The organism is Pseudoalteromonas sp. NZS100_1, from assembly GCF_015864285.1.
In the GTDB taxonomy this organism is placed as follows: Bacteria; Pseudomonadota; Gammaproteobacteria; order Enterobacterales; family Alteromonadaceae; genus Pseudoalteromonas; species Pseudoalteromonas arctica.
In genome coordinates this window covers 177,497-204,133 of the sequence record NZ_JADYXN010000005.1, presented here as the reverse complement: position 1 = coordinate 204,133, position 26,637 = coordinate 177,497, and the positions used below count along the sequence as shown (strand labels likewise).

Annotated in this window: 16 protein-coding genes; 10 read left to right on the top strand and 6 right to left on the bottom strand. The window is 36.0% G+C overall.

Translation table 11 applies throughout. The features are described 5' to 3' along the window. Nucleotides 1-12: 12 nt before the first annotated feature. The gene (locus tag I6F66_RS05595) at nt 13-714 is read right to left on the bottom strand and encodes a hypothetical protein (protein WP_197208881.1); all 702 of its coding nucleotides are present in this window, start codon (nt 712-714) and stop codon (nt 13-15) included. 721 nt (nt 715-1,435) lie between these two features. Between I6F66_RS05595 and I6F66_RS05590 the strand changes: the two genes are divergently transcribed. Continuing rightward, nucleotides 1,436-2,128, top strand: coding sequence for a hypothetical protein (locus I6F66_RS05590; RefSeq protein WP_197208880.1), 693 nt, complete (start codon nt 1,436-1,438; stop codon nt 2,126-2,128). Between the two features lie 391 nt (nt 2,129-2,519). Here the strand turns inward: I6F66_RS05590 and I6F66_RS05585 are convergent, their stop codons facing one another. Continuing rightward, nucleotides 2,520-3,083 (bottom strand): YSC84-related protein, encoded by a 564-nt coding sequence (locus I6F66_RS05585; protein ID WP_007583197.1) that lies wholly within the window; start codon nt 3,081-3,083, stop codon nt 2,520-2,522. A 149-nt stretch (nt 3,084-3,232) separates the two neighbouring features. Between I6F66_RS05585 and I6F66_RS05580 the strand changes: the two genes are divergently transcribed. Further along, nucleotides 3,233-4,444: a tyrosine-type recombinase/integrase gene (locus tag I6F66_RS05580; protein ID WP_007583195.1), complete on the top strand. Its 1,212-nt coding sequence runs from the start codon at nt 3,233-3,235 to the stop codon at nt 4,442-4,444. Next, nucleotides 4,444-5,637, top strand: a complete 1,194-nt coding sequence (locus I6F66_RS05575) for a sodium:proton antiporter (protein ID WP_197159918.1) — start codon at nt 4,444-4,446, stop codon at nt 5,635-5,637. The genes I6F66_RS05580 and I6F66_RS05575 overlap by 1 nt, the downstream gene beginning before the upstream one ends. Before the next feature lie 185 nt (nt 5,638-5,822). Here I6F66_RS05575 and I6F66_RS05570 read toward each other — a convergent pair whose 3' ends face one another. Next, nucleotides 5,823-8,870 (bottom strand): FAD-binding and (Fe-S)-binding domain-containing protein, encoded by a 3,048-nt coding sequence (locus tag I6F66_RS05570; RefSeq protein ID WP_197208879.1) that lies wholly within the window; start codon nt 8,868-8,870, stop codon nt 5,823-5,825. A gap of 704 nt (nt 8,871-9,574) precedes the next feature. Continuing rightward, nucleotides 9,575-11,950, bottom strand: coding sequence for a phosphoenolpyruvate synthase (ppsA, locus tag I6F66_RS05565; RefSeq protein WP_165741102.1), 2,376 nt, complete (start codon nt 11,948-11,950; stop codon nt 9,575-9,577). Between the two features lie 157 nt (nt 11,951-12,107). Between ppsA and I6F66_RS05560 the strand changes: the two genes are divergently transcribed. Then, the gene (locus I6F66_RS05560) at nt 12,108-12,917 is read left to right on the top strand and encodes a pyruvate, water dikinase regulatory protein (RefSeq protein ID WP_007583184.1); all 810 of its coding nucleotides are present in this window, start codon (nt 12,108-12,110) and stop codon (nt 12,915-12,917) included. A 61-nt stretch (nt 12,918-12,978) separates the two neighbouring features. Here the strand turns inward: I6F66_RS05560 and I6F66_RS05555 are convergent, their stop codons facing one another. Continuing rightward, nucleotides 12,979-14,328 carry a class II 3-deoxy-7-phosphoheptulonate synthase gene (locus I6F66_RS05555; protein ID WP_165727946.1) on the bottom strand — a complete coding sequence of 450 codons (1,350 nt, stop codon included), beginning with the start codon at nt 14,326-14,328 and terminating at the stop codon, nt 12,979-12,981. A 979-nt stretch (nt 14,329-15,307) separates the two neighbouring features. On the opposite strand from I6F66_RS05555, the gene I6F66_RS05550 reads away from it, so the two are divergent. Continuing rightward, nucleotides 15,308-16,183, top strand: coding sequence for a DNA replication terminus site-binding protein (locus I6F66_RS05550; protein WP_197208878.1), 876 nt, complete (start codon nt 15,308-15,310; stop codon nt 16,181-16,183). Nucleotides 16,184-16,252: 69 nt separating this feature from the next. Here I6F66_RS05550 and I6F66_RS05545 read toward each other — a convergent pair whose 3' ends face one another. Next, nucleotides 16,253-17,467, bottom strand: coding sequence for a hypothetical protein (locus tag I6F66_RS05545; RefSeq protein WP_024591590.1), 1,215 nt, complete (start codon nt 17,465-17,467; stop codon nt 16,253-16,255). 773 nt (nt 17,468-18,240) lie between these two features. Between I6F66_RS05545 and I6F66_RS05540 the strand changes: the two genes are divergently transcribed. The 5 genes from I6F66_RS05540 (at nt 18,241) to I6F66_RS05520 (ending at nt 26,626) form a co-directional block, all read left to right on the top strand. Continuing rightward, entirely contained in the window at nt 18,241-19,479 is a 1,239-nt protein-coding gene (locus I6F66_RS05540; RefSeq protein WP_007583176.1) for an AAA family ATPase, read from the top strand. Between the two features lie 15 nt (nt 19,480-19,494). After that, nucleotides 19,495-20,457, top strand: coding sequence for a transcriptional regulator (locus tag I6F66_RS05535; protein WP_165727943.1), 963 nt, complete (start codon nt 19,495-19,497; stop codon nt 20,455-20,457). A 426-nt stretch (nt 20,458-20,883) separates the two neighbouring features. Further along, nucleotides 20,884-24,030, top strand: coding sequence for a DEAD/DEAH box helicase (locus I6F66_RS05530; RefSeq protein ID WP_197139433.1), 3,147 nt, complete (start codon nt 20,884-20,886; stop codon nt 24,028-24,030). A gap of 876 nt (nt 24,031-24,906) precedes the next feature. Continuing rightward, nucleotides 24,907-26,373 (top strand): DNA recombination protein RmuC, encoded by a 1,467-nt coding sequence (gene rmuC / locus I6F66_RS05525; protein ID WP_007583680.1) that lies wholly within the window; start codon nt 24,907-24,909, stop codon nt 26,371-26,373. A 61-nt stretch (nt 26,374-26,434) separates the two neighbouring features. Next, a complete protein-coding gene (locus tag I6F66_RS05520) occupies nt 26,435-26,626 on the top strand; it encodes a DUF3185 family protein (RefSeq protein ID WP_007583678.1) in 192 nt (63 codons plus the stop codon). Nucleotides 26,627-26,637: the final 11 nt, after the last annotated feature.

The following is a 26,637-nucleotide window of genomic DNA, read 5'->3' as shown; positions in this document are numbered from 1 at the left end:
ACTTTTCTCATGTTATTTATTAAAAGTATTTTCATAATAAAATTTTAAATCGAGAATCAAAGAATGGAAATCATAGAAATGTACGTGAAAATTACTAAATGATTTTGATAGTGGTAAGCCTTTAATTAAAGAGTTGTTTATATAAGTTGAGTCTTGAATTAGAAGTAATATTTTAACAAGCTCAGTATCTAAAAAAGGATAAAGTGGGGAGAGAGCAGTAACAAAGCGATCAAATTCTTGAGCGTTTTTCTTTAAAATATCCTCAGCTGTGTCATTGACGCTATCATGTGTTCCAAGATAAATAGTTATGCTATTCATGTTTGAATTACTCTCAATTAATTTTGAAAATAATCTGAAGTCGTTTAAATCAAGTTTATCAAATTCTTTAGATATCTTTACTGCTTGTTTGAAAAGAGTTAATTTATTTGTATAGGATGAAAGAGCTAAACCTATTTTTCTTTTTAAAACAAAATTTATATTTTCTTTATCCTTAATTTCTTTTCTATGAACAAGGGAAATATAAAAAATATAACTACTGAAAAATGACAAGCTAACTGATAGTAAAAGCTGTTCAGCCTCTTTACCCCAAGAAAAAAACATAGGTACTCTATTCGAAAACACTGTTGTTGCTAATATCATCATCATTGAAATTAATACTAATAAAGTGAATGTTTTGCTCTCTAACATGACATATTTTTTTATTTTTTTTGACATTAAATTTAATTCCCTTTATTAAGCAGTAAATAAATTATATAAAATAATCTATCCATAGTGTCTGATTTTTAAAACTATATATTATTTAGAAGGTTCTTAAGATAATTATTCACTGAATTAGCTACAGTGGGCAATCGCATTATATCAAATATAATAAGTAATCACTGTTTAATTAGGATGGTTTATAAACAACCCATAAATTACGGTACGTAATATTAACGAAAAGGGCAAAAAGCCCTTTTTTATTATCAAGTTATCATCACTGTCATTATTGACAGCTTGGCATTGCCAACCATTTAATTTGAAGATATAGGCAATAATTTCTTATTTTTAATCTATTAATTTCTGTTGGATCTTTACGATATTCGTTTAGAAAAAACTTACAAACTTTGTCGTCACATTTAATTATTGCTTAGTCGGCGGTTTGAATGAAGGCTTATAAGTAGAAATCTGAACATTCTTATTCTGTGAAACTTGGCTAAAGGTTTTAGATGTAATATCTGAAACCAGTTTAAGTTGATATATTGTACATGCTTGGTTTACAAGCCAGTTAGTAAGGCCTGATAATGCTAAGAAAACATATAATTTTAAATAGCCTAATCACATAACTAGTCGTAAAAGCTTTATGATATAAGAATGCATTAAAATCAAAAAGAATATATTGAACTTAAAGATATGTTCTAAAAATTAAAAAATCACTAAAAATCAAATAAGGAAGTTTATGCAAAAATATATTTATTACATGGTTAAAATCTTTGATAAAAGTGAATACGCAGAATCATTTCTAGATGGAAATTTACACTGCAAAAAGCTCTCTTTTTTTAGAAATTTTGATGATGAAACAGAAGGAAATAGAGGTGATAAACATGAAGGTATTATCAACTGGCATAAAACTGAAGATGTAATTATTGAAATAAATGGAATGATTATCGAAGATGTTATTGGAAATGTGGGTATAAAACTGAATAGTCACGACAATATAAATATATTTTGTATTTACGCGTCATACAGTAATGAAGAAATTGTTATTACAGAAGAAACTATTCCTAAATTACTGGAAGAGCTAAAAATTTCTAATAGCTGCTTTGGTCTAGGTAATGAAGCTGTCATTATTACTAATGTAGAAGAATTTGTTAATCGAGTCTGCAATGCTTCTAAAGGTCAAAAAATAGACTTGAAAGCTGAGCTAATTGAATACTACGATCCTGATATGTTCTCAGGAAAGTTTGATGAAGATGAAGCGATATTCAAAAAAAGAATAGAATATTCACATCAAAAAGAATATCGCTTCGCTTTTTATCCTAGAGAAATTACAAATGACGCAATGGATTTAAACATTGGCTCTATTAGGGATATAGCACTTAAAATTGCCCCTAATGAAGTAAACAGTACTATGAAAATCGAAATTGAATAAATCATATTGCCCCATTTCCTGACTTAACTGATATATCAGCAATTATGTCTAAAAGTTGGCTTTGTAGGTCAGATAAATATACATCTTGTGTTTTATTTTGCTCCTTAAGTATTTTGTACATATTTTCAGATTTCCTTGCCGACCATTTATATCGGTGAACTAGTTGTACATCGGATGGTTTAACTTTGCCCTATGGTGTAGTCATTGTATGGTCATGATAAGAAATTCTACAATCTGCCCACGGGCCAGTTGGAGGAGATAGGCTGAGTGACTTATTAAAGTTAGCAAATAAACAATAGCTCATAAGTTATGTTATGTTAAATTGGTTGGGTTTTAATAAAGCGAGCGTGATTATACAAACCAGCTCGCTTTTAGGAGAGTAATTTGGTGGTTAATTAAGCTCTGAATCAACCCAAAACTTAGTTCCCTTTAATACAGCTTGTAGTGCAAGGCCATTTTCGGTTACAGAATATACAGTAACTTGATCTGCAATCGCTTCGGCAACTAGTGCACCGCCTTTATCTTCATATTTTGCTGCTGCATCAGCGTTTCCGCCAAATGCCCAACCATGTTCAATAAATCTATTTAGTGCAGCTTGGTTATGAAAAACCATTACAACGTTAAAATCTTTAACGCCTAAACCAAGTCCTAAACCGGCTTCGCCCATATTCATGTAAGTCGATTTACCTGTGAGATTATTTCTAACAACACCGTAACCACCGCCAAAGCTAGCAAGCACTACATTTACATTTGCGTTATCGAATACAGCATAACCAGCAGAGTTAGCAATTTGTTTTTTAACATCAGGTTTTTCAGCGTATAATTTATCTAATGTGTTTGCTTTCATACTTTGTACAAGTGAACGTTTTTCGCTTGGCGATGCACTACCTGTAGTAGCACACCCAGTTAACGCAACAGTTAAAGCAAGTACACTTAGTATAATTAGTTTTTTCATAATGTTTTCCTTAATAAGATATAGCAACCAACAACCATAGAATAATCACGATATTAAAATAATTAGAACTTTACTATGTCCAATACTAGACAGTATCGGACTTTGACGTTATTCTGTAAGTCTATTATTTAATTGAATATTTATACATTATGCTTGTTGCTTTGGTTGATACGTTAAAACAATTAAGATATCAAATTGCCCATCTAGATGACGGTACTCTCAATTCAGAATACCCAGAACTTGCATCCTTTATACAGGAAATTGGCTTGACTGTAACTGAATCAAAAGCCGATCTGACATTCTTGTATCAGTTTTTATATGTTTATGGCCGAAAGTCAGAAGCGACTTATAGTCGTTTTCGAAATGAGCTTGAACGCTTTTATTTATGGTCATGGTTAATAGCAGAAAAATCAGTATTCGATTTAAAACGTGAAGATATTGAAGCTTACGTTGATTTTATGGTCGAACCCGATAAAGCATGGGCTGCAACTTCAGTGCAATGGCGTTATAAAGATGAACAAGGAATTCGTCGATTAAACCAAAACTGGCGCCCTTTTATGCTTAAAGAATCCATTGCTAGTCAGCAAACTTTATCGTCTATGTTTACAGCATTAAATGTGTTTTATAAGTTTGCCTTACTAGAAGAAAAAACATTTGCTAACTTTGTCCCTGTTGTTAAAAAAAATAGTCCGTACTTAGTTGTTCAATCACAAATTCAAATTCCAGACACATTAAGCGATATTCAATGGGAATACGTTTTTGGTGTAACGCGTGATTTATGCGAACATAACCCTGATTTAGAGCGAAACTTATTTACGCTTGCATGTTTAAAAGGTCTTTATCTACGAATCTCAGAATTATCTGAGCGCCCACAATGGTCGCCGGTGATGTCCCATTTTTGGCAAGATAATGATGGTTTTTGGTTTTTACGTATTATGGGCAAAGGTAATAAATTACGAGATGTAACCTTAAGCGATGATTTTGTTGAATATTTAAAACGTTATAGACTATACAGAGGTTTACCTGCCCTTCCCCGTGTTGATGAATCAGATCCCTTGGTTCATAAAATTCGCGGGCAAGGTGGTATGACCGTAAGGCAAATTAGGCGTTTAGTTCAACAAAGTTTTGATTATGCACAGCAATCATTACTTGATGATGGTTTTAAAGATGATGCTGAACAACTTGGCGCTGCAACTGCACATTGGCTTCGTCATACTGGTGCCACACATGATGCGCAAACCAGACCGCTTAAACATTTATCAGAAGATTTAGGTCATTCTAAAATTGCGACTACCGATCAAATTTATATTCAAACAAATATTAAAGAGCGAGCAAAGTCAGGACTTAAAAGGAAAATTTAATGGAGTATTTAGTAATAGCATTTATAGGCGGATTATTTTTAATTTATTCTTTAACACTTCGCCAGTTAGAAAAAACAGAAGTAACAGGCCCAATGTTTTTTGTTGTTGGCGGAATATGTTTAGCTTTAGTGCTACCCAACGAAGGGCATAAAATAAAAGAAGGCGTTGATCTTTTATTACCATTTATAGAGCTTACGCTAAGTATTTTTTTATTTTCTGATGCAGCTAAATCAAAGTTGAGTGTATTAAGGCATAGTTTTCAGTATCCTAGTTTACTGTTGTTTGTTGCCCTACCCTTAACTTTGTTACTTGGTATTGCTGTTGCTTTATTTTTCTTTGCTGAGCTTTCACTTATTCAAGCAGCGTTGCTCGCTATTATTTTAACACCTACCGATGCGGCATTAAGTAAAGGGTTACTAGCAAGTACACAAGTGCCTGAAAAAATACGCGAAGGAATAAATACTGAAAGTGGTTTGAACGATGGATTATGCGTACCCATATTTTTAATATTTATATTACTCGCTAAAAATCCTGATTCAGCTATTACCGCAACACAAACATTAAGTGTGTTTGGACGAGAGCTTGGCTTGGCTTTATTAATAGCTATTACAAGTATTGCTGTTTTTATACCGAGTTTAAACTTTGCAATGAAACGTCATTACTTTGCACAAAATACCAGTCCGTTTTTATTACTCGGTTTTGCTATGGCTGTGTTTTCTGTCACTCAGTATTTTCATGGCAGTGGATTTATTGCGGTGTTTATTGCAGGCTTATTATTTGATAAATTTTCGACCGAAGAAGTTAGAACAGAATTAATTGAAGACTCAGAGCATATCGCAGATTTCACATCGTTAATGATTTGGTGCTTGTTCGGGTTTGTTTGTGCTTACTTAGTTATTCCTAAATTAAATACTGAAATTATAATTTACGCTTTGTTAAGTACAACATTGATTAGAATAATTCCAGTTATGCTGTCTCTGCAGTTTACGGCACTGAGTATCAAAGAGCGTTTTACATTTGCGTGGTTTGGACCAAGAGGGTTAGCATCAATTGTTTTTACATTGATGGTGATAGATACGCAAATAGAAAACAAATATCAAATAGCGACAATAGCAATGACGACTATTTTGTTTAGTGTATTTATACATGGTATTAGCACTAGACCTATTGCCGATAGTTTTGTTAAAAAATAATTATTTAAACTAGATAAATTAAGAATACGTATTAAAAAAGGCGTAACGGTTATTTTCATCACTGATGAAGTTAATCGTTGCGCCTTTTTGTATTTTATAAATAATTTACTAAATAGTTATTTAGATAAAACTATTTAAGTACTCTTATATAAGTGTTCTTATTTAAGCACTCTTATTTTATAAAGTTATTTAAGAACCTGTGCTAGTAATTCAATTGGGTGTTTTGGTTTAAATTGTTCAAAACGTTTAACTTGGCTACGACAAGAAAATCCCGTAGATAAAAGTTGCTCAGGTTTATTTTTATCTACAATTGGTTTCCAGCTCATTTCGTAAAGCGCACGTGAGTTATCTTGATTTTGTGCTTCGTGGCCATAAGTTCCCGCCATTCCACAACAACCTGTATTTGTTGTTTTTAATGTTAAACCAATATCATTGAAAATTGTTTGCCATACATTTGCTGCTTTTGGCAGCGCAGTTGTTTCAGTACAATGACTCAGTAGTGTAAATTCGGTATCTGTATTTTGTTTTGCGCTTAGTGATTTAAACGATTGTGTTTCGAGCCATTCATGGGCAAGTTGCACATTAAATTCACCACGGTTATTTTCTAAAATTGTATTATATTCATCGCGGTAACACATAACGAGTGACGCGTCTAAACCGACTAACGGTGCATTAATATCATTTAATTTATTTAAAAACTCGGCTGCATTTTTAGCTGTAACTTTAAATTCATGTAAAAAACCTTTTACGTGTTGCGGTTTACCATTTGGTTTAAAAGGTAATAGCATTGGTTTTTTGCCAAGTTGGGTTATTAAAGTAATAAAACTTTCTACTAATTCCGCTTCGTAAAAGCTCGTAAATGGGTCTTGTACTATTAATACATATTCACTTTGTTGCTCTGCATTTAATTTATTTAGTAAATCAAAATCGAATTTTTGTGTTTTAGTAACACGCTTTGAAAGTGCAGGAATACTTAACTGTGGTGTATCAACATAGCCAACCGTTTTTTTAATAACATTACTAACTAATGATGTTTTAACAATTGGATTTATGACTTTAGCGAACTTTGCCATTAATGGCGCGCTGTTTTCTATGTTACCAACAAGGTAATCTTTTAGCGGGCGTGCATAATAACTATGATAATAATTTAAAAAGCGCGAACGAAAAGTGGGTACATCTACTTTAATTGGACATGCTGTTGTACATGCCTTACATGCTAAACATTCATCCATTGACGCTTTTACTTCGTGAGAAAAGTCGTAAATACCTTTTCGTTTTTCGCGGCTATGAACAAAACGTTCCCACCAGGTAATGACTTCACCTTTGTTAAGTTGCTTTTCTACTTCGAGTAAATCTACATTTTTTGACTCTTGTAGACGAAGCCATTCGCGCATTAAACTTGCGCGTCCTTTTGGTGAATTACGGCGATCGCCAGTTACTTTATACGATGGACACATAGGTGAATTTTCATCGTAATTAAAGCATATGCCATTACCATTACAGGTCATTGCATTGTTAAAACTGGTTTTAACTTCTATTGATATTTGCTTATCGAAGTGCGATCTCTTTTGTCCATCTACACTAACTAGTGAGTCTTCACTATCGATAGGAGTACATATTTTACCGGGGTTAATGCGATTGTTAGGATCGAAAGCTGTTTTTATTTTTCGAAGTTGCGTATATAAATGCTCACCAAAAAACTCAGGGCTATATTCACTACGGTAACCTTTACCGTGCTCGCCCCACATTAAACCGCCGTACTTAGCGGTTAGTTTTACGACCTGATCTGAAATAGTTCTAAGTAGTTTTTCTTGTTCTGGGTCACACATATCAAGTGCTGGGCGTACGTGTAAAACGCCCGCATCAACATGGCCAAACATACCATACTGTAAATTATGACTGTCGAGTAATGCTCTAAATTCGACAATATAATCTGCTAAATTTTCAGGCGGTACAGCGGTGTCTTCTGCAAAGGCGAGAGGTTTTTGGCTGCCTTTTACATTACCTAATAAACCCACTGACTTTTTACGCATTGCGTAAATTTTTAGTATATCGCTTTTATCACTGGTTAACTGATAACCAATAACGCCATTAGTTTGATTTTTTACGCATTCATCTAGAAGCTTACAAAGCGTGTCTACTTTGTCTTTTATATCATCGTTTGATACTGCATTAAACTCGACCATGTTAAGGCCTTGCATATCTTTATTTGGTACGTCGGTTATTAAGTCCGATACTAAATTCCAAATGATATCTTCACGCGCTAAGTTTAAAACTTTGCTATCAACGGTTTCTACCGATGTTGCACGTGCATCGACTAAAAATGGTGAATGACGAAGTGCTGAGTCAAAACTATCATACTTAATATTAATAAGCGTTTTGAATTCGGCAATAGGCGTTAGGTTTAATTTTGCTTCAGTTACTATACCTAATGAGCCTTCTGAACCCGTTATTAGTCGGCTCATGTCAAAGGTAAGTAAGTCATCACTTAGTACATGCTCTAGGTCGTAGCCGGTTAAAAAACGATTTAACCGTGGAAACTTAGCTAAAATAGCAGCGCGTTCATTAACTGATATATCTAAAACTGTTTTATATAAACTACCAATTAGTGAGTCTTGATTCGCTATAATTTGTGCTTTGTCGATGTCTATTGGGGAGGTGCACATAGGTGTGCCATCAACTAAATAAGTTGTTAGCCCTAAAACATGATCGCTCGTTTTACCGTAAACTAACGAGCCTTGCCCCGATGCGTCAGTACTTATCATGCCACCAATAGTTGCCCTGTTACTGGTAGATAAATCGGGTGAGAAGAAAAAGCCATAAGGTTTTAAAAAGTCATTAAGTTGATCTTTTATTACGCCGGTTTGAACGCGTACCCAGCCTTCTTCTACATTTATTTCGAGGATTTCGCGCATATAGCGAGACAAATCTACAACAATACCAGGTGTTAACGATTGTCCGTTAGTGCCTGTTCCACCGCCACGAGGACCAAAAGTTAATGATAAAAACGGGTCGCGAGATGCTGTTTGCAATGCGAGCTGAATATCTTTTTCACTTTTTGGAAAAATAACACCTTGCGGTATTTGCTGATACACACTGTTATCGGTTGAAGCGGTAATACGCGTTGCATAACTTGCGTCGGTATCTCCACTAAAACCTTGGTTTGCAATGGTATCTAGGTAGTTTGCGACAAGTTCTGTCGCGGCATCTTGCTGTGTAATTGTTGCTATCATGACGGCGATATTTTAGGGCATTTGACTAATTATATCATGGTGATGGCGAATAGAAATTGAAGATTTTACAGTTTGTAACACTCTTTTAGTCGATTTTAATGCAGCTTAAATTATACTCATACTAACAAGTAATGAGGTGTGTTATATGAAAAAATTACTATTACAGATCAGTGGCGTGTTATTTATTTTGCTAGGATTATTTTTTGCGATTGTAGCTAGGGCGTGTTGACCTTTGGTTGTTGAATTTGCAGCAGTATGTTTGGTTTTTAGGCAAGGCAGAGCCTATGTAGTGTGGTTGCTCCCCATAAATAGGCGATAACGCAGCATAAATACCAAACATGCGCTGCCCAATGGGTTCTTTCTAGGGACGATTAACTCTTTGTTGCTCGGTTTTTACTTAGCCCACTAGGTTACAAACCTCGCGCCGCGATTAAATCGCCCCTAGATTGAACAAATTTCAATCCACAAAGATCAACACGCCCTTAGCCTTCACTTATATTTTTTATGGCGGGTTTATTGTGTTTTTCGTTTTACTATCCTAAAGTCCGACATTACTTATCATTTTGTCAAAAGGCGTTAACTAAATCATGTGCTTATTTAGATAAAAAATTAGCCCGTTAATTCACTTTTAATTGAGCATAAAAAATGCCAGCAATACATGGCTGGCATTTTTATAGCTTACATATTTATAGCTTACCTATTTATTACTTTGCTAATTTTTTAGCTAGGTATAACCATGTTTCTATTACTGTATCTGGATTTAGTGAAACAGAGTCAATACCCTGCTCTACTAACCATGCTGCAAAGTCTTCATGATCTGAAGGACCTTGGCCACAAATACCTACGTACTTTCCTTTTGCTTTAGCTGTTCTAATTGCCATAGAAAGTAGCTTTTTAATTGCAGGGTCACGCTCATCAAATAAATGTGCGATTAAACCAGAATCACGGTCAAGACCAAGCGTTAACTGTGTTAAATCGTTAGAGCCGATAGAAAAACCATCAAACATTTCTAAGAATTCATCTGCAAGTAATGCATTTGAAGGTAGCTCACACATCATGATTACTTTAAGACCATTATCGCCGCGTTTAAGGCCATGTTCTTCTAGTAATTCAATTACGCGTTTGCCTTCTTCAAGGGTACGTACGAATGGGATCATGATTTCTATGTTAGCCATATCCATGTCATTTCTTACGCGTTTTATAGCTTCACATTCTAGTGCAAAACAATCGCGGAAGTCTTCAGAGATATAACGTGCGGCACCACGAAAACCAATCATTGGGTTTTCTTCTTCTGGCTCGTATTGCTGGCCACCAACTAGGTTTGCGTATTCGTTTGATTTAAAATCAGACATACGAACAATTACACGCTCTGGTGCAAATGCACACCCTAGAGTAGAAATACCTTCAACCAGTTTTGTTATGTAAAACTCTACTGGTGATTCGTAACCGGCAATCATGTCAGTAATTTCTGCTTTTAATGCATCTGTTTGAGCATCAAAATTTAATAACGCTTTAGGATGAACGCCAATCATACGGTTGATAATAAATTCAACTCGCGCAAGGCCAACACCTGCATGCGGTAAGCGTGCAAAGTCAAATGCACGATCGGGGTTACCTACGTTCATCATAACTTTCATTGGAAGTTCTGGCATTTTATCAACGCGTGACGTTAGTATTTCAAAATCTAAAATACCTTCGTAAATAAAGCCGGTATCGCCTTCGGCGCACGATACAGTGACTTCTTGTCCCGCTTTAATTAAATCAGTTGCGTTACCACACCCTACAACTGCCGGAATACCAAGTTCGCGTGCAATGATTGCCGCGTGACACGTACGTCCACCACGATTTGTAACAATCGCTGCAGCACGTTTCATGATTGGTTCCCAATCAGGGTCGGTCATATCGGTTACTAAAATGTCGCCTACTTGTACCTGATCCATTTCTTTGATTGAATCAAGAACACGAACAACACCGCTACCAATTTTATGACCAATTGCACGGCCTTCAACAACAACGTTGCTTGTACCATTTAATTGAAAGCGTTCCATTACGTTAGAGTCTTCGTTTGAGCGTACAGTTTCTGGACGTGCTTGAACTATATATAGTTTGCCGTCGTTACCGTCTTTTGCCCATTCGATGTCCATAGGACGACCGTAATGTTTTTCGATGATTACAGCTTGCTTGGCAAGTTCTTGCACTTCTTCATCTGTAATCGAAAATTTATTTGAAAGCTCAGGGGCAACATCAACGATGTCTACTTGCTTACCGTGTGCTTTATCTTCTGAGTAAATCATTTGAATGGCTTTAGAACCAATGTTACGACGTACTACTGAAGGTTTATTTTTAAGGAGTGTTGGTTTATGAACATAAAACTCATCAGGGTTAACTGCGCCCTGTACAACCATTTCACCTAAGCCGTAGCTTGATGTAATAAATACAACGTCTTCAAAACCTGACTCTGTATCAATGCTAAACATTACGCCAGATGCTGATTTATCTGAACGTACCATGCGCTGAATACCCGCTGATAGGGCCACACCACGGTGATCGTAACCTTGGTGAACTCGATATGAGATTGCACGGTCGTTAAATAATGAAGCAAATACGTGTTTAATAGCGACCATGACTGAATCGATACCAACAACGTTAAGGAAAGTTTCTTGCTGGCCTGCGAATGATGCATCTGGCATATCTTCAGCGGTAGCTGATGAACGTACTGCGAATGATACATCTGCTGCAGTATCGCCATGAAGTTGGCTATATGCGTCGCGAATGGCTTGATCTAGGTTTGGTTGGAATGGTGTGTCGATTATCCATTGGCGGATGTCGGCACCGACTTTAGCGAGTGTATTTACATCATCAACATCGAGTGTATCTAGAATGTTGTGAATTTTTGCTGTGAGTCCTGATTGATCTAAAAACTCATTAAAAGCATCTGCGGTAGTTGCGAAACCACCCGGTACTTGTACACCAGCGTTTGCTAGGTTTGAAATCATTTCGCCAAGTGAAGCGTTTTTACCGCCAACTCGAGGAACATCTTGCATACCAAGCTCTTGATACCAGAGAACGTATTCTTGCACGGATCTTTCTCCAAAAAAAACAAATTGTAGGTCTAACTGTGAGAGTTAAGAAAGAAAACCTTTTATAAAGGTCATCATCATTCTACACTGGCAATAGTCCTCACGTAAACCGTGAGAAACCCATTTTAGGGATTTAAACGCAATAAAAAGGTTAATTATGAGAACTGCTTTTTATATATCAGATGGAACCGCTATTACTTCAGAGGTATTTGGGCATGCGACTTTGTCGTTGTTTCCTATCGATTTTAATCATAAAACAATTCCATTTGTAGAAACTGAAGAGAAAGCGCACGAAATTAAAGCATTAATTAATGCAACCGCTGCAAAAACAGGCGAAAAGCCATTTGTTTTTTTTACTTTTGTTAACCACAATTTAAGTGAAATTATAAAATCGGCTGATGCAGTCACGTATGACTTTTTAACTACATATAGCGAAAAAATAGAAAAAGAACTCAATGTAGCCCCAGTTCCTAAAATGCATCGTACGCATTCTATCCACGAAAAAAGTTATGATTTTAGAATTGATGCGGTTAACTATGCACTTATGAATGATGATGGCGGAAATATTAAAAACTTTTCTGAAGCAGACATCATTTTAATTGGTGTTAGCAGAAGTGGTAAAACACCCACAAGCTTATACTTAGCACTGCAGTACGGCATCAAAGCGGCTAACTACCCTATTACAGAAGAAGATTTAGATAATGAAGGTTTGCCTAAATGTTTAGTCCCTTACAAACATAAGTTATTTGGACTGACGATTGACCCTGAGAGACTTGCGGCTATTAGGCATCGACGTATGGCGAACTCTAAGTATGCTTCAATTAAACAGTGTCGCATTGAGGTCCGCGAAGTGGAAATGTTGTATAAGCGTCATAAAATTGCTTACTTTAATTCTACGCATCATTCTGTTGAAGAAATATCTGCAAAAATATTGATAGAAACAGACTTGGAGCGACGTAAGTACTAACTTACTCATCAAAGAAATAAAAAAACCGCAACTAAGCGGTTTTTTTTTGTATCAATAAATATTATTTACGTGCGTCTTTTAGTAAATCAGCTACTAAAAAGCCTAACTCTAATACTTGGTCGGCGTTAAGGCGTGGATCACACTGAGTTTTGTAACGCTGTGCTAGGTCATCGTCAGATAAACCGTAAGCACCGCCAGTACACTCTGTAACGTGCTGGCCTGTCATCTCTAGGTGAACACCACCTGCGTATGAACCTTCAGCTTTGTGTACAGCGAAGAACTGACTGATCTCGCGCATAATATTGTCGAAGTTACGTGTTTTGTAACCTGATGTCGCTTTTTCAGTGTTACCGTGCATTGGATCTGAGCTCCAAATTACTTTACGGCCTTCTTGTTGAACTCTTCTTACTAGTGCTGGAAGTTTTTCAGGAAGTATATCTGCACCCATACGCGTAATTAGCGTTAAACGACCAGGAATGTTATCTGGGTTTAATGCATCAATTAAACGAATTAGGTCATCTGGGTCCATACCTGGGCCAACTTTAACACCAATTGGGTTTTTAATGCCTTTGAAAAACTCAATATGCGCATGGTCTAGTTGACGAGTACGTTCACCAATCCAAACAAAGTGAGCAGAACAATCGTACCAATCACCAGATAAGTGGTCGCGACGAGTAAGCGCCTCTTCGTAACCAAGTAATAACGCTTCGTGAGAAGTGTATAAATCGGTTTCTTTTAAGCTTGGCGCAATTGTAGAGTTAATTCCGCACACTTCCATAAACTCTAGTGCGTCTTGAATTTTATCAGCAAGTTGTTGGTATTTTTCTTTAAGTGGATTTGCAGCAACAAAGCCCATGTTCCAACGATTTACCTGGTGAAGATCGGCAAGGCCACCTTGTGCAAAAGCACGTAATAAGTTTAACGTAGCGGCACTATGATGGTATGCAGTCATTAAGCGTTGTGGATCGGGTATACGTGCTTCTTCTGTAAACTCGATATTATTAATAATGTCGCCACGGTAAGATGGTAAAGACACGCCATTAATTGTTTCTAAGTCTGCTGAACGAGGTTTAGCGTATTGACCAGCCATGCGCGCTATTTTAACTACAGGGCATTTACCGCCGTAAGTTAATACAACAGCCATCTGTAAGATTGTTTTGAATGTATCGCGAATGTTAGCAGCATTAAAGTCACTAAATGATTCTGCACAGTCACCACCTTGAAGTAAAAATGCACGACCTTCGCACACGTCTTCAAGTTGTTTAAATAAGCTTCTTGTTTCTTCAGCAAAAACCAAAGGCGGAGCCGTCTTTAATTGGCCTTCAACTGATTTAAGTATTTCTTGATCCGGGTACTGTGGCTGCTGCAGTATTGGCAGCTCTCTCCAGCTATTTGGGTTCCACGATTGCATAATTTTTCCTCATTCCTACATTACCTGATAAGAAGAAATTAACGTATGCAGGCCCCTATGTTCAAGGACTAAATTCACTATTTTCCAATTATTTAGTTATGAGTTAAGTATAAAAGTAATCTTACTTAACCTAGGTGGTTATATAACATACACTTTAGTTTTATTTCGAAGAAACTAAAGTGTTTAAATACATGCGTTTAGAGCTAACTATTTACAATTTTAACGCATTGAGAATAAATAGTACATAAGGGTATGTTATACGTAATTTTACTGGGAACACATCATACTTAAATAGCGGCTTCTGTAATCTTAACTTTACGCGGATAATTAATTAATAGCTATCAAGTGCTATGTGCAGACCTTAATGTATGATAAGAGCGTTTGTGGTAATCATTTATCTGCGCTTTAAATCCTAGACGCATAGTCTTGTATAGCACTCGTATGCAGGACTATATTCATAAGTGCCACAACTTAAAGGTGTGGTAGGCCATTAAGTTTTCTCTTCAAAGTGATAGTGCTAATTTACAATTCATCATGATTAAAGCCCCTACTGCTTGAAGTATCCTTAAAGAGGAACTGATATCAAAAAGCATTTGTAGTCATTGCAACCTTTAGGCTGATCACCGTACTGCCAACACGGTGTAATATGAGTCAGTAATTATAAATACTAAGACTGTTAGATAAATATATGAAAATTATATAACTCCGCTTAACTCATTTTTCTAAACTTAGTTTTATCACCAACTACGTAGATAATCTAGTACTTGGCGTATTAGCCTTTTTAATACTCCAATGTCATATAAATTAGTAAGGAGTTTCAATCTTTCTTAGTATATATATTCTCACTATAAAGAACACATCATACTTATTTTAGTTATAATGTAAGTATAATCACCGAGTGCTGTTAATTATTAATTTAGACAAAGCAAAGTGCATGTTATAACATAAGGCTAGTAAGATGTGTTCTTTGAGGTGTGTAATGGTAACTAAGGTACAAATTAGAAGTCAGTTTGATTTAATGAACGAATTAACTTTAAGGTTGATTGAAGAACTAAAAGAGTGTGAATTCACCAAAGCGGAATATTATCAATTACCAGATGTAAGTAGTTTCGATGAGAGTAAAGTTCCAGAATCTATACTTGTTTCTAAAATCACTGGAGTACCTGCTCAAAAATCAATCCTAAACTCTTTTTCAGACATGTATAAAAAATCAGGATTAAGCAGTCGTGTTTTAAAAAGGCACCCTGGTTTGCTCGTTATTAAAAATGCAGATAAACAAGCTTTAAATAATCGTATAGCTCAAGTAAATAAAGCTAAAGCTACGTTTAAAGAATGTATTTTAGCTATTGATAGCAACGATGCTCGATTTGAAGCAGTTCACAATGCTATACCAAATTTAATAACGCTAGCTGCGTATCGTAAAATTCATAGTGAAAGCGAATCGCCATTTTCGGTTAGGTTTACTTGGATGCACAAACACGCAACTAAAACGCTGACTAAAAAAATGGCTCTCGAAATGCTCGACAAATCGGCCAGTTATCGAAATCCAAGAATGATAGATCAACAAAAATGGCAATCACTTGTAGCTCAAGAACAATTACGGGTTGCTAGTTTAGGCGAAAAGGAAAAACTTAGAATTCGCCGCCCTACTAGAGTGAGTCCACAGGTTAATGTGAGATACACAGCGCAAAATCGCTATCATGTGAGTGCTGCATTACCCTTTATTCTGATTAATCCAGAACCAGACGTAAAATTAGGTATATTACCTGATTATCAAAAACCCGATACTCACCCTCGTAAGCGCGAGTATGATTTTTTGGTTGATAGGTTATATTTAGAACAGGTTGAGCGGTAGTCATTATGTTAAAAAGGCCACATAGTGTGGCCTTTTTAGTTATGCGTACAGTATTTAAAATGACGGTTATTATTTTTCTACTATTTCTTCAATTTTATCTTCATCAATCAGCACGGCATTTTCAACAATGCGTTTACCGCCTTGGATTTCAATGCGTTTATTGTGTTTGTTCAATGTAAGTATTTCATCGCAAAACTGATCAGACGGGTGCATTTCGTATGTGTAATCGATAATGTTACCGGTTTTGTCATCTTTAACGTTTGTAATGCTGTATTCTGATATTGCACCTTTTTCAATCAAATCTTTCATTGTGGTGGTCATATCACGACGAAGTGCTTTTAATTTATTTTCGGTAATATCATCAGTTGAATAAATAGATCCGTATTTTTCCATAATAGAAAGTAATCTAAAATGGTACGTTTTACCTGGTGCTGCATAACGCCAAAGGTGATACAAACGAAGCATCATCCAACGCGATAATCCACGTTTTAATTCTTGTGCGCTATTAAAGTAATACCCTTTGTATTCAAGGTTATCAATCATGTTATGAACAAATGCATTTAAACAGGCGACGCATTTTACATTGCCACCCTGACCTTTTTTGCCACTAAAATGCAGTGACGATAAAAAGTTCATGTTTGACTCGTAAAACGAATCATCTATATCAGAATTTTTAGTATCTGTTGCCGAATATTTAAATGAAAGTTTAGAACCTTGCAATGCTTCAAGTGACTCTTTTATTGCAGGATATGGCATTGACTGCCCTACCGCTTTGAGCTCTTGTGCTAATTCGTTCATAGAAAAAACAACCGCGTATTGAATACCGGATTTAAAATTAATTTTAACTATTTTGCCTTTAGAAGCTAAACGAATAAGTGCTCGCTCTACTTTTTCTTCTCTATCTGATGGCCAAACAAGGTATTCAACATCTTCGCCATCTTTGCGTGTACTTACAACAGCTGGCGTTATTTTTATTTCGCCATCGTACAAAATACCATCTACTTTTTCAGATATTTTACGCGTAATAATTGTTTTTTTAGGCGCTTCTTCAAGTGGCAATTTTTTATAGCCCGAGCGAACAAAGCGTCCCCACAAATCATAGTGATTAAACGTGTTTGAATATGCACGTAATCCATGTGCTGCATTTTCAATAGAAATTCGCACGTCTTTGTTGTCTGTAAATAGTGCTAAACTTTCGTTATCTATTGCACTTTCCACCCCGTGGATTTGGCCCCTAAGTGTATCGGGCAAGTTATCTACCGAGATGTTGACCTTTCGGCTCATTGTTCTTATTTCCATTTTTATTGCGACAGCTAATAACAACACATTAAGCAACAAAAGTTAAATGTTTAAGTTAGTATAAAAGTGATCTGACTTTAAATAAAACGTTTGGATCACTATTATACTAAGTGATGTACATTACTTACGATTTCAGATCATATTTATACTAACTGGACTATCACAAATCTAATTTTTACTAACTCAGCTGTTATTTTGTCCATTACAATGGCTTAATTTTAAAATTAAGCACGACAAATACACCAAAAAATATATTCCCCTGTGGATAAAGCCTTATCGAGTTAGAATAGATCTGATCTGTACCAAGTACAGATCAGATCTATACTAATTAAAAGCGTATTTTTATGTTGCGACTAGTGTATAACTTTATAATTTACTTAGTAAAAAACTGATCTGCAGGGCTCTTTTTGTTCATAACTTCATGCGTAACCTGTGTATAACTCTATATTTAAAATAGACCTTAGTAAAAAGCTGATCCGCAGGTAGATAAAGATCTGATCTTAACCAAGTATAAACCTGATCTGCTTTTTTAAACATTATTCATATAAATCATAATGTTATGTGCTAATTTTACACCCTTAACCTTTATTACCTTATATATTTAACCACCTTTAAACTTCTTTATTTATACTAAGCAATATTAAAGGTGTAAAAATATTTTTAGATGTCTTGTTTTTAAAATGCATGTCGTCTTAAATAGTTGTTTACAGCTATTTGAATGGACATTATACTAACTGCCTAACTTTGAGGAAGAAAGTATGTCTATCAACAATAACGCATTAAGTACCTATCGGCTTTTGAAAGCCACAGCTGAAGTTGCTGAAAAATCATTAGAAGGACGTATTCAGCACTACCGTGCCCATCTTAAATCAGAAGAAAAAGAATTAAGAACGTATACACAAAAAGCAGCTGCTGATTTATTAGGTTGTAATAATCGTACTTTAAAAAGACGTCATGATAATGGCGACTTCGATGATTTAAACATAAAACGCGGTGCTAACGGTCACTATGCTTACACATTAGTAAATATTTTTGCTATGGCCGATATAATGGACATTAAACCAGATCATCGTACTGGTGATGACAAACTGCAAGTTATTGTAATTAATTCTCTCAAAGGCGGCTGCGGTAAAACTACCAGTATGGTTAATATAGCGGCAGCGCTTGCAACTACAAATATTAAACGCTATCGCATTGGTATTATAGATTTAGACCCACAAGGCTCTTCTTCAAGCTTTTTTCCTTCAAGTGAGCACGACCCGATTACTGTTGGTGATTTAATGCGTGATTGCATAGATTTAGACGAGGGTGAAACATGGCCTGAATTTGTGTCTAACTCATTTTTACCAACGCATATCCCAAATATTCGTGTATTACCATCGGGTATGGATGACTTTTACTTTGAGCACGAAACGGCAACATTGCTCAAAGATACCTCAAATTATGAGCAAACTCGCCATTACCACAAGTTACTTGAGAAAGTAATTGATCCTGTTAAAGACGAGTTTGATATTATCTTAATTGACACAGCACCTACCCTTAACTTTATGTTTTATAATGCATTAATGGCCTCTACTGCGATGCTTATTCCTGTTCATCCGGAAGCTGTAGATTTTGATGCTAATAACAAATATTTAAAACGACTAGGTGAGATTTACCATACAGTTGCAGCACTTGGCCATGAGGGCTGGGACTTTATGCAATTTTTAGTGACCAACTATGTGAAAGGTAATCACTCACAGCGCGATATCGTCAAAGATGTTCGTAGTGCATTTGGTCGCCAAGTAATGAGCTACCCAATCAATCACAGCTCCGCGATTACCGCTAGTTCATCGTCTTTCAACACTATTTTTGATCAAAAAGCATCAGACAGCTTAGCAAGTCGTGAGTCATTAATGCGCGCTCAAGAAAATATTAAAGATGTGGTCGATGAGCTAGAAATGCTTATTCGTTCAAATTGGCAGTCAACTCAATCAACACTCAATACCCCTAAGTAAGGATGTTAAATAAAAATGGCTAAAAAACGTAAAAATGACACCCGCTTAGATCCATTTGCAACTGCTGTAGGCAGCAGTAGTCTTGATGCATTACTAGAACAAGCCAATGCTGGCGATGTAATTAGAATGCCTGCACCGAGTGACCCTGCTCGTCAAATTACGCTTGTTTGTAAAGTGATCGCACATGCTGATATTGAATCTACCACTGGTGTATATGGCAAAAATCGTCGTGTACAGGCACTTCTAAACGAAAAGTCAGTATCAGACATTCTTCCTGCAATTCGTGAGGATGGTCGAAATCAACATCCTGCCCTACTTTGGGATCAAGGTGACAAAAGTTTAGTTCTGGCAGGTTCACGTCGTCGTATGGCCTGTATTTTAGGTAACGCAGATTATTTAGTACTTAGTTCAAGCGATTTTACTGATCAAGATGCAAAAATTTTAGCGGTATCTTCAGATCAATACATTGCTCCTAGTTTATGGGAGCTTGGCCAAGCATACCAACAAACTAAAAATGAGCTTATTGAGCAAGGTAAAAAAGGATCTTACAGAGAGATTGCCGCGGTAGAAGGTGTATCGCATACTGCAATTGCAGATGCAATTAAAGCTTATGAGCAAATTCCTGCTGATGTCATTGCGCTTTACCCTACTGCTAATCACGTAGGTCGCGAAGTCGCTAAAAAGCTTGTTAGCGCAAAGGAGCGAGACGAAGAGGCGTTTAATCAACTTGTTAGTGCCCTTGCTAGTGATGAAGAGTTAAATGCGATTACAAGCGACGACAAGCGTGCAATGGCGATCACTAGATGCCTAACTTCAGAGCCACAAGTAGCTGTTAAGCGCGAAGCTGTACTAGAAAATAACTTCATATCGGTACAACGCAATTTAAAAAGCGGTGATGTCTCTATCAAAATTGATAATAAAGTAATGACAGACAAGCGCTTAGAGCAATTAACTAAGTTATTAAGTGCCTTTAATTAGTTAGTTAAATAATGATCTGTCAGGCATATTTACTTAGTTAAATAGTGATCTGGCAGATTGTTTTGTTAGTAAAAATCTGATCTTTACTAGCCTATTTCCTCTTTAAATAATCATATTCCTTCTTCAAGATCACTTTTTTACTAACTAATCTCCTCTTTTTAGCTACATTCCTTCATTTATTATTATTGTTAGTAAAATCGTGATCTGTAATGCCTACTTTTATGTTTCTAACTATATGTAACTTCTACCATTGCAGTTGTTTTAAATATTATTTTGTAAAATTGGATGCTTATTTTTACTTACAAACCGATTTTTTACTAAGTTATCAGCTCCAACCAGTTTATATCTTGTTAATAGTGCTTTAGCTCAGAGCATATAAGGCATATACTGGCAGGATTATTTTTAAAATTTAATGCTTAGAGTGACATGTCTGCTAACTTATCAAAAAATGATTTAATGGCTATTTTTGAAGAAATTAAAAATGAGCAGGCTACCCAGTTTCCTCTGTCTGAACGCTTTATCAAAAAACTTTTCCGTGAAAATGTTTTAGATAAAGGCAAAGAATATTACAAGAAAGGTCAAATCACTTGGCTAGAACACACCCCTAATTTTTCTGTAGTCGACTCTACTGTACAAGTGGATAATGGATCATCGTTTAACCAACGTATTGAGATCAGTAAAGTACCAACTGGCTATTCTGTTGATACGCATTGTACGTGTAATGCAAAAACTAAATGCCGACACTTAGCTGCTATTTTATTTAAGCTCAAAATAGAGCACTCTGGTGAATATGGCGAAGATTATTTTATTAATGACTGGTTTAGCGAATTAAGCGCACTTAAAAGTGGTGATCAAAACACGCCATCGCAAGTATTATTATTTGTATTAGATATTGAAAATAACAAAGTATTCTTAACACCTAAAATAGCGAATGTTGAGACTAAAAAGAATTACACGCTAGGTCGAAACCTGACTGAGCAGCAGTTAAATAGTTTTGTAACGCCGAGTGACTTACTCGAAAGTGATTTTAGATTATTTAGTTGGATACGCTCACAAAATGCAGTGGGAAGTATTGAGCTAAAAGGCCAGTGGGGTTTTAGTGCCTTACAACAGTTGATAGCTACAGAACGCCTGTTTTTCCAGCGTTCTCGAGTACCAATTAAAGCGCAATCTGGCCAAGCATTAAGTTTTAGTTGGGAGCAAGATAAAGATCTCTCACAATTAGTTATTAAGCTTGAGCAAACACAAAACTGGGCTTTATTAAAAACAACACCACCTACTTACCTCGATTTAGATCATTTAAAAGCGGGCCGTCTTCGCACCCCATTGAGTGCAGACGAAATAGCACATTTACAAACTATGCCTGCTTTGCATGACGCTAATTTTGATAGAATATACAAGCAGCTTGCCGATAACTTTGGTGCAGGTGTAATACCCCACCCTACTAATTTACAGCCAACATTGCCTAAAATCTCTAGTAATGCTGTTTTAAAAGTAACTATGGGCGATCAAGGTTTATCTCTTTCGTTGTTATTTAAGTATAAAAATAAAAACTATTTAGCAGGTGCAGCACCTGCAAGTACGATTAATAGTGCATTTGAAAATACTGTAACTAACGAACTAATTAACTTAGGATTTGAATTTTGTAAAGGGGGTTTACAAAGTGAACTGGTATTTACAAAGCAGTCTTCAATCCATTTGCATTGGCTAATATACGAAGTATTCCCTGGCTTTAAGCAACGTGGTTGGCAAGTAAGTGTAAGTAAAGTAACGAGTCCTAATCCGCAGTGTGAAGTTAGTTTACATGTACACCGCGCAGCAGGGCATCAAATGCACTGCAAAGTATTGCTATGTGATGCTAAAGCATCGCTGTTGTTTACTAATACTGACCCGCTATATCAGTCATTAAATCGCCAAAGTGAACTATTTTACTACTATCCGCTTGGTCGTGAATTTGGGGTTATCAATAAGTCAGCAATTAACTTATTAAATGAATTTAAAGAGCGTTTTGAATTTGTAAAAACACGAGACGAATTTAATATTCCGCTTTCGTATTTACCTGAATTAGTAAAGCACACTGCTATAAACGTAGAGCTTCACGACGACTCATTAGAGCTATACTTACAAGAGCTAAATAGTCCCGATAAAGCAATTACTAAGGTTTCATTACATGGCTTAAATGACTCAGTAACACTTCGTGAGTACCAACAGCAAGGTGTTGACTGGCTTAGCTTTTTAAAACGTCACCAATTAGGTGGTATTTTAGCTGATGACATGGGCCTGGGTAAAACCTTGCAAGTTATTGCATTTTTAGCCAGTACATTTAACCGCCCGCAAGCAGGCCCTACACTTATAGTGTGTCCAACTAGTTTGGTGAGTAACTGGGAAAACGAAATTATTAAGTTTGCTAAAAGCTTAAAAGTCACCACTATTTTTGGTTCAAATCGTAACGATCCTTTACAGCACTTAGCGCAAGCGCAGTGTATACTTACTACATATCCACTTTTAAAGCGTGATATTGCATATTATTCGCCATTATATTTTGAAAATATAATCCTCGACGAAGCACAATACATTAAAAACGATACCGCACAGGTTTCGCGATTAGTTAAACGCTTAAATGCCGACTTTAAACTTTGTTTAAGTGGTACTCCAATCGAGAATAATTTACTTGAGCTTAAATCGTTACTCGATTTTGCTATGCCATCGTTACTTGGGTCTCAAGCCCACTTTAAGCAGCACTTTCAAACGCCTATTGAGCGTGAAGCTGATATGGAGAGAGCTGAGCAGTTAAAAGCGTTAATTATGCCTTTTATAATGCGCCGCACTAAAGCACAAGTAGCGCAAGAGCTGCCTGAAAAAACAGAGCTAACTAAAGAGTTTGAGTTTGAGCCTAAGCAAAAAGAAATGTATCAAGGTATTACACGTTCATTAGAAGAGAAGCTAATAGACTTATTTGCCGAACAAGGCGCACAAAAAAGTAAACTTGCATTTTTAGAGGCACTTTTAAAGTTAAGGCAAATTTGTTGCCACCCTAAATTAATAGATCCAGACACTCAAGCAGGCTCTGCTAAGCTTGAATGGTTAACAACACACTTACCGCTTATGTTAAGTCTCGGTCGTAAAATTATTATATTTAGTCAGTTCACATCGGCACTTGATTTAATAGCCCAACGCCTCGAAGAAATAAACATTAACTTTAGTATGCTTACAGGCCAAACGCGCCACCGCGATAAAGTAATCGACGAGTTTACCAGTGGTAAAACATCAGTGTTTTTAATTAGCTTAAAAGCTGGCGGTACAGGCCTTAACCTTACACAAGCCGATACAGTTATTCACTTTGATCCATGGTGGAACCCTGCTGTAGAAAAACAAGCGACTGATAGAGCTTACCGTATTGGCCAAACTAACCCTGTATTTGTGTATAAGCTCATAATGAGTAATTCAATAGAGCAAAAAGTATTTAAAATGCAACAAGACAAACAGGCCCTTGTAGATGCGTTATTTACTGATAAATCAATGAGCTTTACAAAGTTTGATGAACAACAAATGTTATCGCTAATTAAAAACTAAATTGATTTAAAAAGTTTTGATCTTTTTATGAACTTAATTAAAAAGCGGACGTCTACTATTATGCTTGTTGGTTAATTGCAGTTAGCACAAGCATCATGTTGATTCCCCATTTAGTTACTAATTTTAGTAATGATTAAGCCAGCCCATTTTGAGTTGGCTTTTTTTATGCCTAAAATTTAGCGTTCGGCACTTATTTTAAAAGTTTTTACTTTTTTATGAACTTAATTAAAAAACGGACGTCTACTATTATGCTTGTTGATTAATTGCAGTTAATACAAGTTTTCATGTTGATTCCCCCCATTTAGTTACTAATTTTAGTAATGATTGAGCCAGCCCATTTTGAGTTGGCTTTTTTTATGCCTAAATTTAGCATTCAATTTTATTTTAAAAGTTTTGATCTTTTTATGAACTTAATTCAAAGAGCGGCGTCTACTATTATGCTTGTTGATTAATTGCAGTTAATACAGGTTTTATGTTGATTTCCCCCTATTTGATTACTAATTTTAGTAATGATTAAGCCAGTTCATTTTGAACTGGCTTTTTTTATGCGCATAATTTGATTTGTTTAAATCAACCCGAATAAAAATAAATGATCTTTCGTAAATTAATTTGAATTAATTATTTTGTTTTCCGGTCTACTCTAATGCCTGTTGTTATATAGCCTCACCCAGTAATATTAGTTATTTTGGTGATTATGTATTTAAGTTGCAGCTTACTCGGGCACATGTTGATTTTCCCTTTGATTACTTAATTTAGTAATATTTGACCAGCTTATTTTGAGCTGGTTTTTTTATGTCTGTAATTTCTTTGCTCCCCTACTTCTATTGCGTGTTATTGGTTATGATGGCATGTCTCTAAATTTTATAAGTTTATTTTATGCTCACTCAAGTACTCACTAATATTGATTGGCTAAGCGCCGGTGCTGGTGTTGCGTTAGGCGTTGTATTTTACGGCGTTGTATCAACACAGCTTCGCAAAAAGCTACATCTACAAATAAGCGAACAGCAGCAACAGCTTTCCCTATTACAAAATCAATTTGATAATAAAGAGCTGCAATATAGTGCCTTGCAAGAAGATCACGAACTGCTAGAACATACTCACCAAGAACAGCGCGATGAAGCCCAGCATTTTAAAACGCGTTTTAGCGAACAAGAAAAACAAAGCATTCAATACAATCACTTTTGGCGTAAAGCCGAAGGCGAGCTTGCAGCGCTTCGTGAGCAATATAATCAACGCGATGTTGAATATAATAATATGCGCACTACCCTCGAGCAAAAACAACAAAGCTTTACCGAGCAACTCGCGCAAATTGAGCAAAGTAAAAATATGCTCAAAAAAGAATTTGAAAACCTAGCCAATAAGATTCTAGAAGAAAAATCACAAAGCTTTAAAACCTTAAATCAAGAAAGCATTGAACAATTATTAAAACCGGTTCAAGGCGAGTTAAAAGGCTTTAGAGAAAAAATGGAATCAATACATGTTGAAGACATAAAACAACGAACCGCGCTTAAAACCGAGCTATTGCATTTGCAAGCTAAAAGCCAAGCTATAACAGATCAAGCCGACAAGCTCAGCAACGCGTTACAAGGGCAAAAGAAAACCCAAGGCAATTGGGGCGAACTCATGCTCGAAAACGTCTTAGATAGCGCTGGCTTACGTGCTGGCGTTGATTATAAGCGCGAAGTGTCGTTTAACACTGAAGATGGCCGCTTACGCCCTGATGTAGTTGTTTACTTACCACAAGGCCGCCACTTAGTCATTGATGCTAAAACATCATTAAATGCTTATACACGCTATGTGAACGCTGAAAATGAGCTAGATGCTAATCAAGCAATTAAAGAGCATGTAAACGCCGTTACAGCACGTATTAATGAGCTTGCGAGTAAATCGTACGACCGTTTACCAGGGCTTAATTCGCCTGAAGTTGTGGTTATGTTTGTACCAATAGAATCAGCTTTTGTAGAAGCACTTAAATATCAAAGTGATATTTACCAACAAGCAATCGAAAAAAATATACTGGTAGCTACACCTACTACCCTGCTTACTAGTTTAAATATTGTTAAACAGCTTTGGCGTTTTGAAGAGCAAACCAAATACTCAAAAGAGCTGGCAAATCGGGCTGAGCGTTTTTATAACAAGCTCAATGGTTTTTTATTAAGTATGGAAGGCGTTGGTAAGCAGCTTGATAAAGCGAAAGAAAGTTACGACAAAGCGTTCTCGCAATTATACCGCGGTAAAGGTAATTTAATTAAACAAGCATCAGAGTTTAAAGAGCTTGGTGTATCGGTACAAAAAGAGTTACCTAGTGAGAGCGTTGAACGTGCGCAGCTAGAGCTTGATTAGATTTATTAAGTGTTTTCAATTAAGTATGTTAAATAATGTACGTTAGAAACCAGAGGTGTTTATGAATAATAAGATTATAGGTATTGTTTTAATAGTTATAGGTATCGCTTTAATTATGTGGGGATATGACGTTTATGATGCGGCGGCTTCGCAGTTAAGCCGCGCATTTAGTGGTGATACACCAATAGAAGCATGGGCGGGTATTATTGGCGGTGCCATCTGTGTGTTAATTGGCATTAAAAAGCTTAAGTAACATAAATAAAA

What these genes read in the sequence shown, in the direction of transcription:
- I6F66_RS05595 (WP_197208881.1), bottom strand. Translation starts at nt 714, where the DNA reads ATGTCAAAAAAAATAAAAAAATATGTCATGTTAGAGAGCAAAACATTC.
- I6F66_RS05590 (WP_197208880.1), top strand. Translation starts at nt 1,436, where the DNA reads ATGCAAAAATATATTTATTACATGGTTAAAATCTTTGATAAAAGTGAA.
- I6F66_RS05585 (WP_007583197.1), bottom strand. Translation starts at nt 3,083, where the DNA reads ATGAAAAAACTAATTATACTAAGTGTACTTGCTTTAACTGTTGCGTTA.
- I6F66_RS05580 (WP_007583195.1), top strand. Translation starts at nt 3,233, where the DNA reads ATGCTTGTTGCTTTGGTTGATACGTTAAAACAATTAAGATATCAAATT.
- I6F66_RS05575 (WP_197159918.1), top strand. Translation starts at nt 4,444, where the DNA reads ATGGAGTATTTAGTAATAGCATTTATAGGCGGATTATTTTTAATTTAT.
- I6F66_RS05570 (WP_197208879.1), bottom strand. Translation starts at nt 8,870, where the DNA reads ATGATAGCAACAATTACACAGCAAGATGCCGCGACAGAACTTGTCGCA.
- I6F66_RS05560 (WP_007583184.1), top strand. Translation starts at nt 12,108, where the DNA reads ATGAGAACTGCTTTTTATATATCAGATGGAACCGCTATTACTTCAGAG.
- I6F66_RS05555 (WP_165727946.1), bottom strand. Translation starts at nt 14,328, where the DNA reads ATGCAATCGTGGAACCCAAATAGCTGGAGAGAGCTGCCAATACTGCAG.
- I6F66_RS05550 (WP_197208878.1), top strand. Translation starts at nt 15,308, where the DNA reads ATGGTAACTAAGGTACAAATTAGAAGTCAGTTTGATTTAATGAACGAA.
- I6F66_RS05545 (WP_024591590.1), bottom strand. Translation starts at nt 17,467, where the DNA reads ATGAGCCGAAAGGTCAACATCTCGGTAGATAACTTGCCCGATACACTT.
- I6F66_RS05540 (WP_007583176.1), top strand. Translation starts at nt 18,241, where the DNA reads ATGTCTATCAACAATAACGCATTAAGTACCTATCGGCTTTTGAAAGCC.
- I6F66_RS05535 (WP_165727943.1), top strand. Translation starts at nt 19,495, where the DNA reads ATGGCTAAAAAACGTAAAAATGACACCCGCTTAGATCCATTTGCAACT.
- I6F66_RS05530 (WP_197139433.1), top strand. Translation starts at nt 20,884, where the DNA reads ATGTCTGCTAACTTATCAAAAAATGATTTAATGGCTATTTTTGAAGAA.
- rmuC (WP_007583680.1), top strand. Translation starts at nt 24,907, where the DNA reads ATGCTCACTCAAGTACTCACTAATATTGATTGGCTAAGCGCCGGTGCT.
- I6F66_RS05520 (WP_007583678.1), top strand. Translation starts at nt 26,435, where the DNA reads ATGAATAATAAGATTATAGGTATTGTTTTAATAGTTATAGGTATCGCT.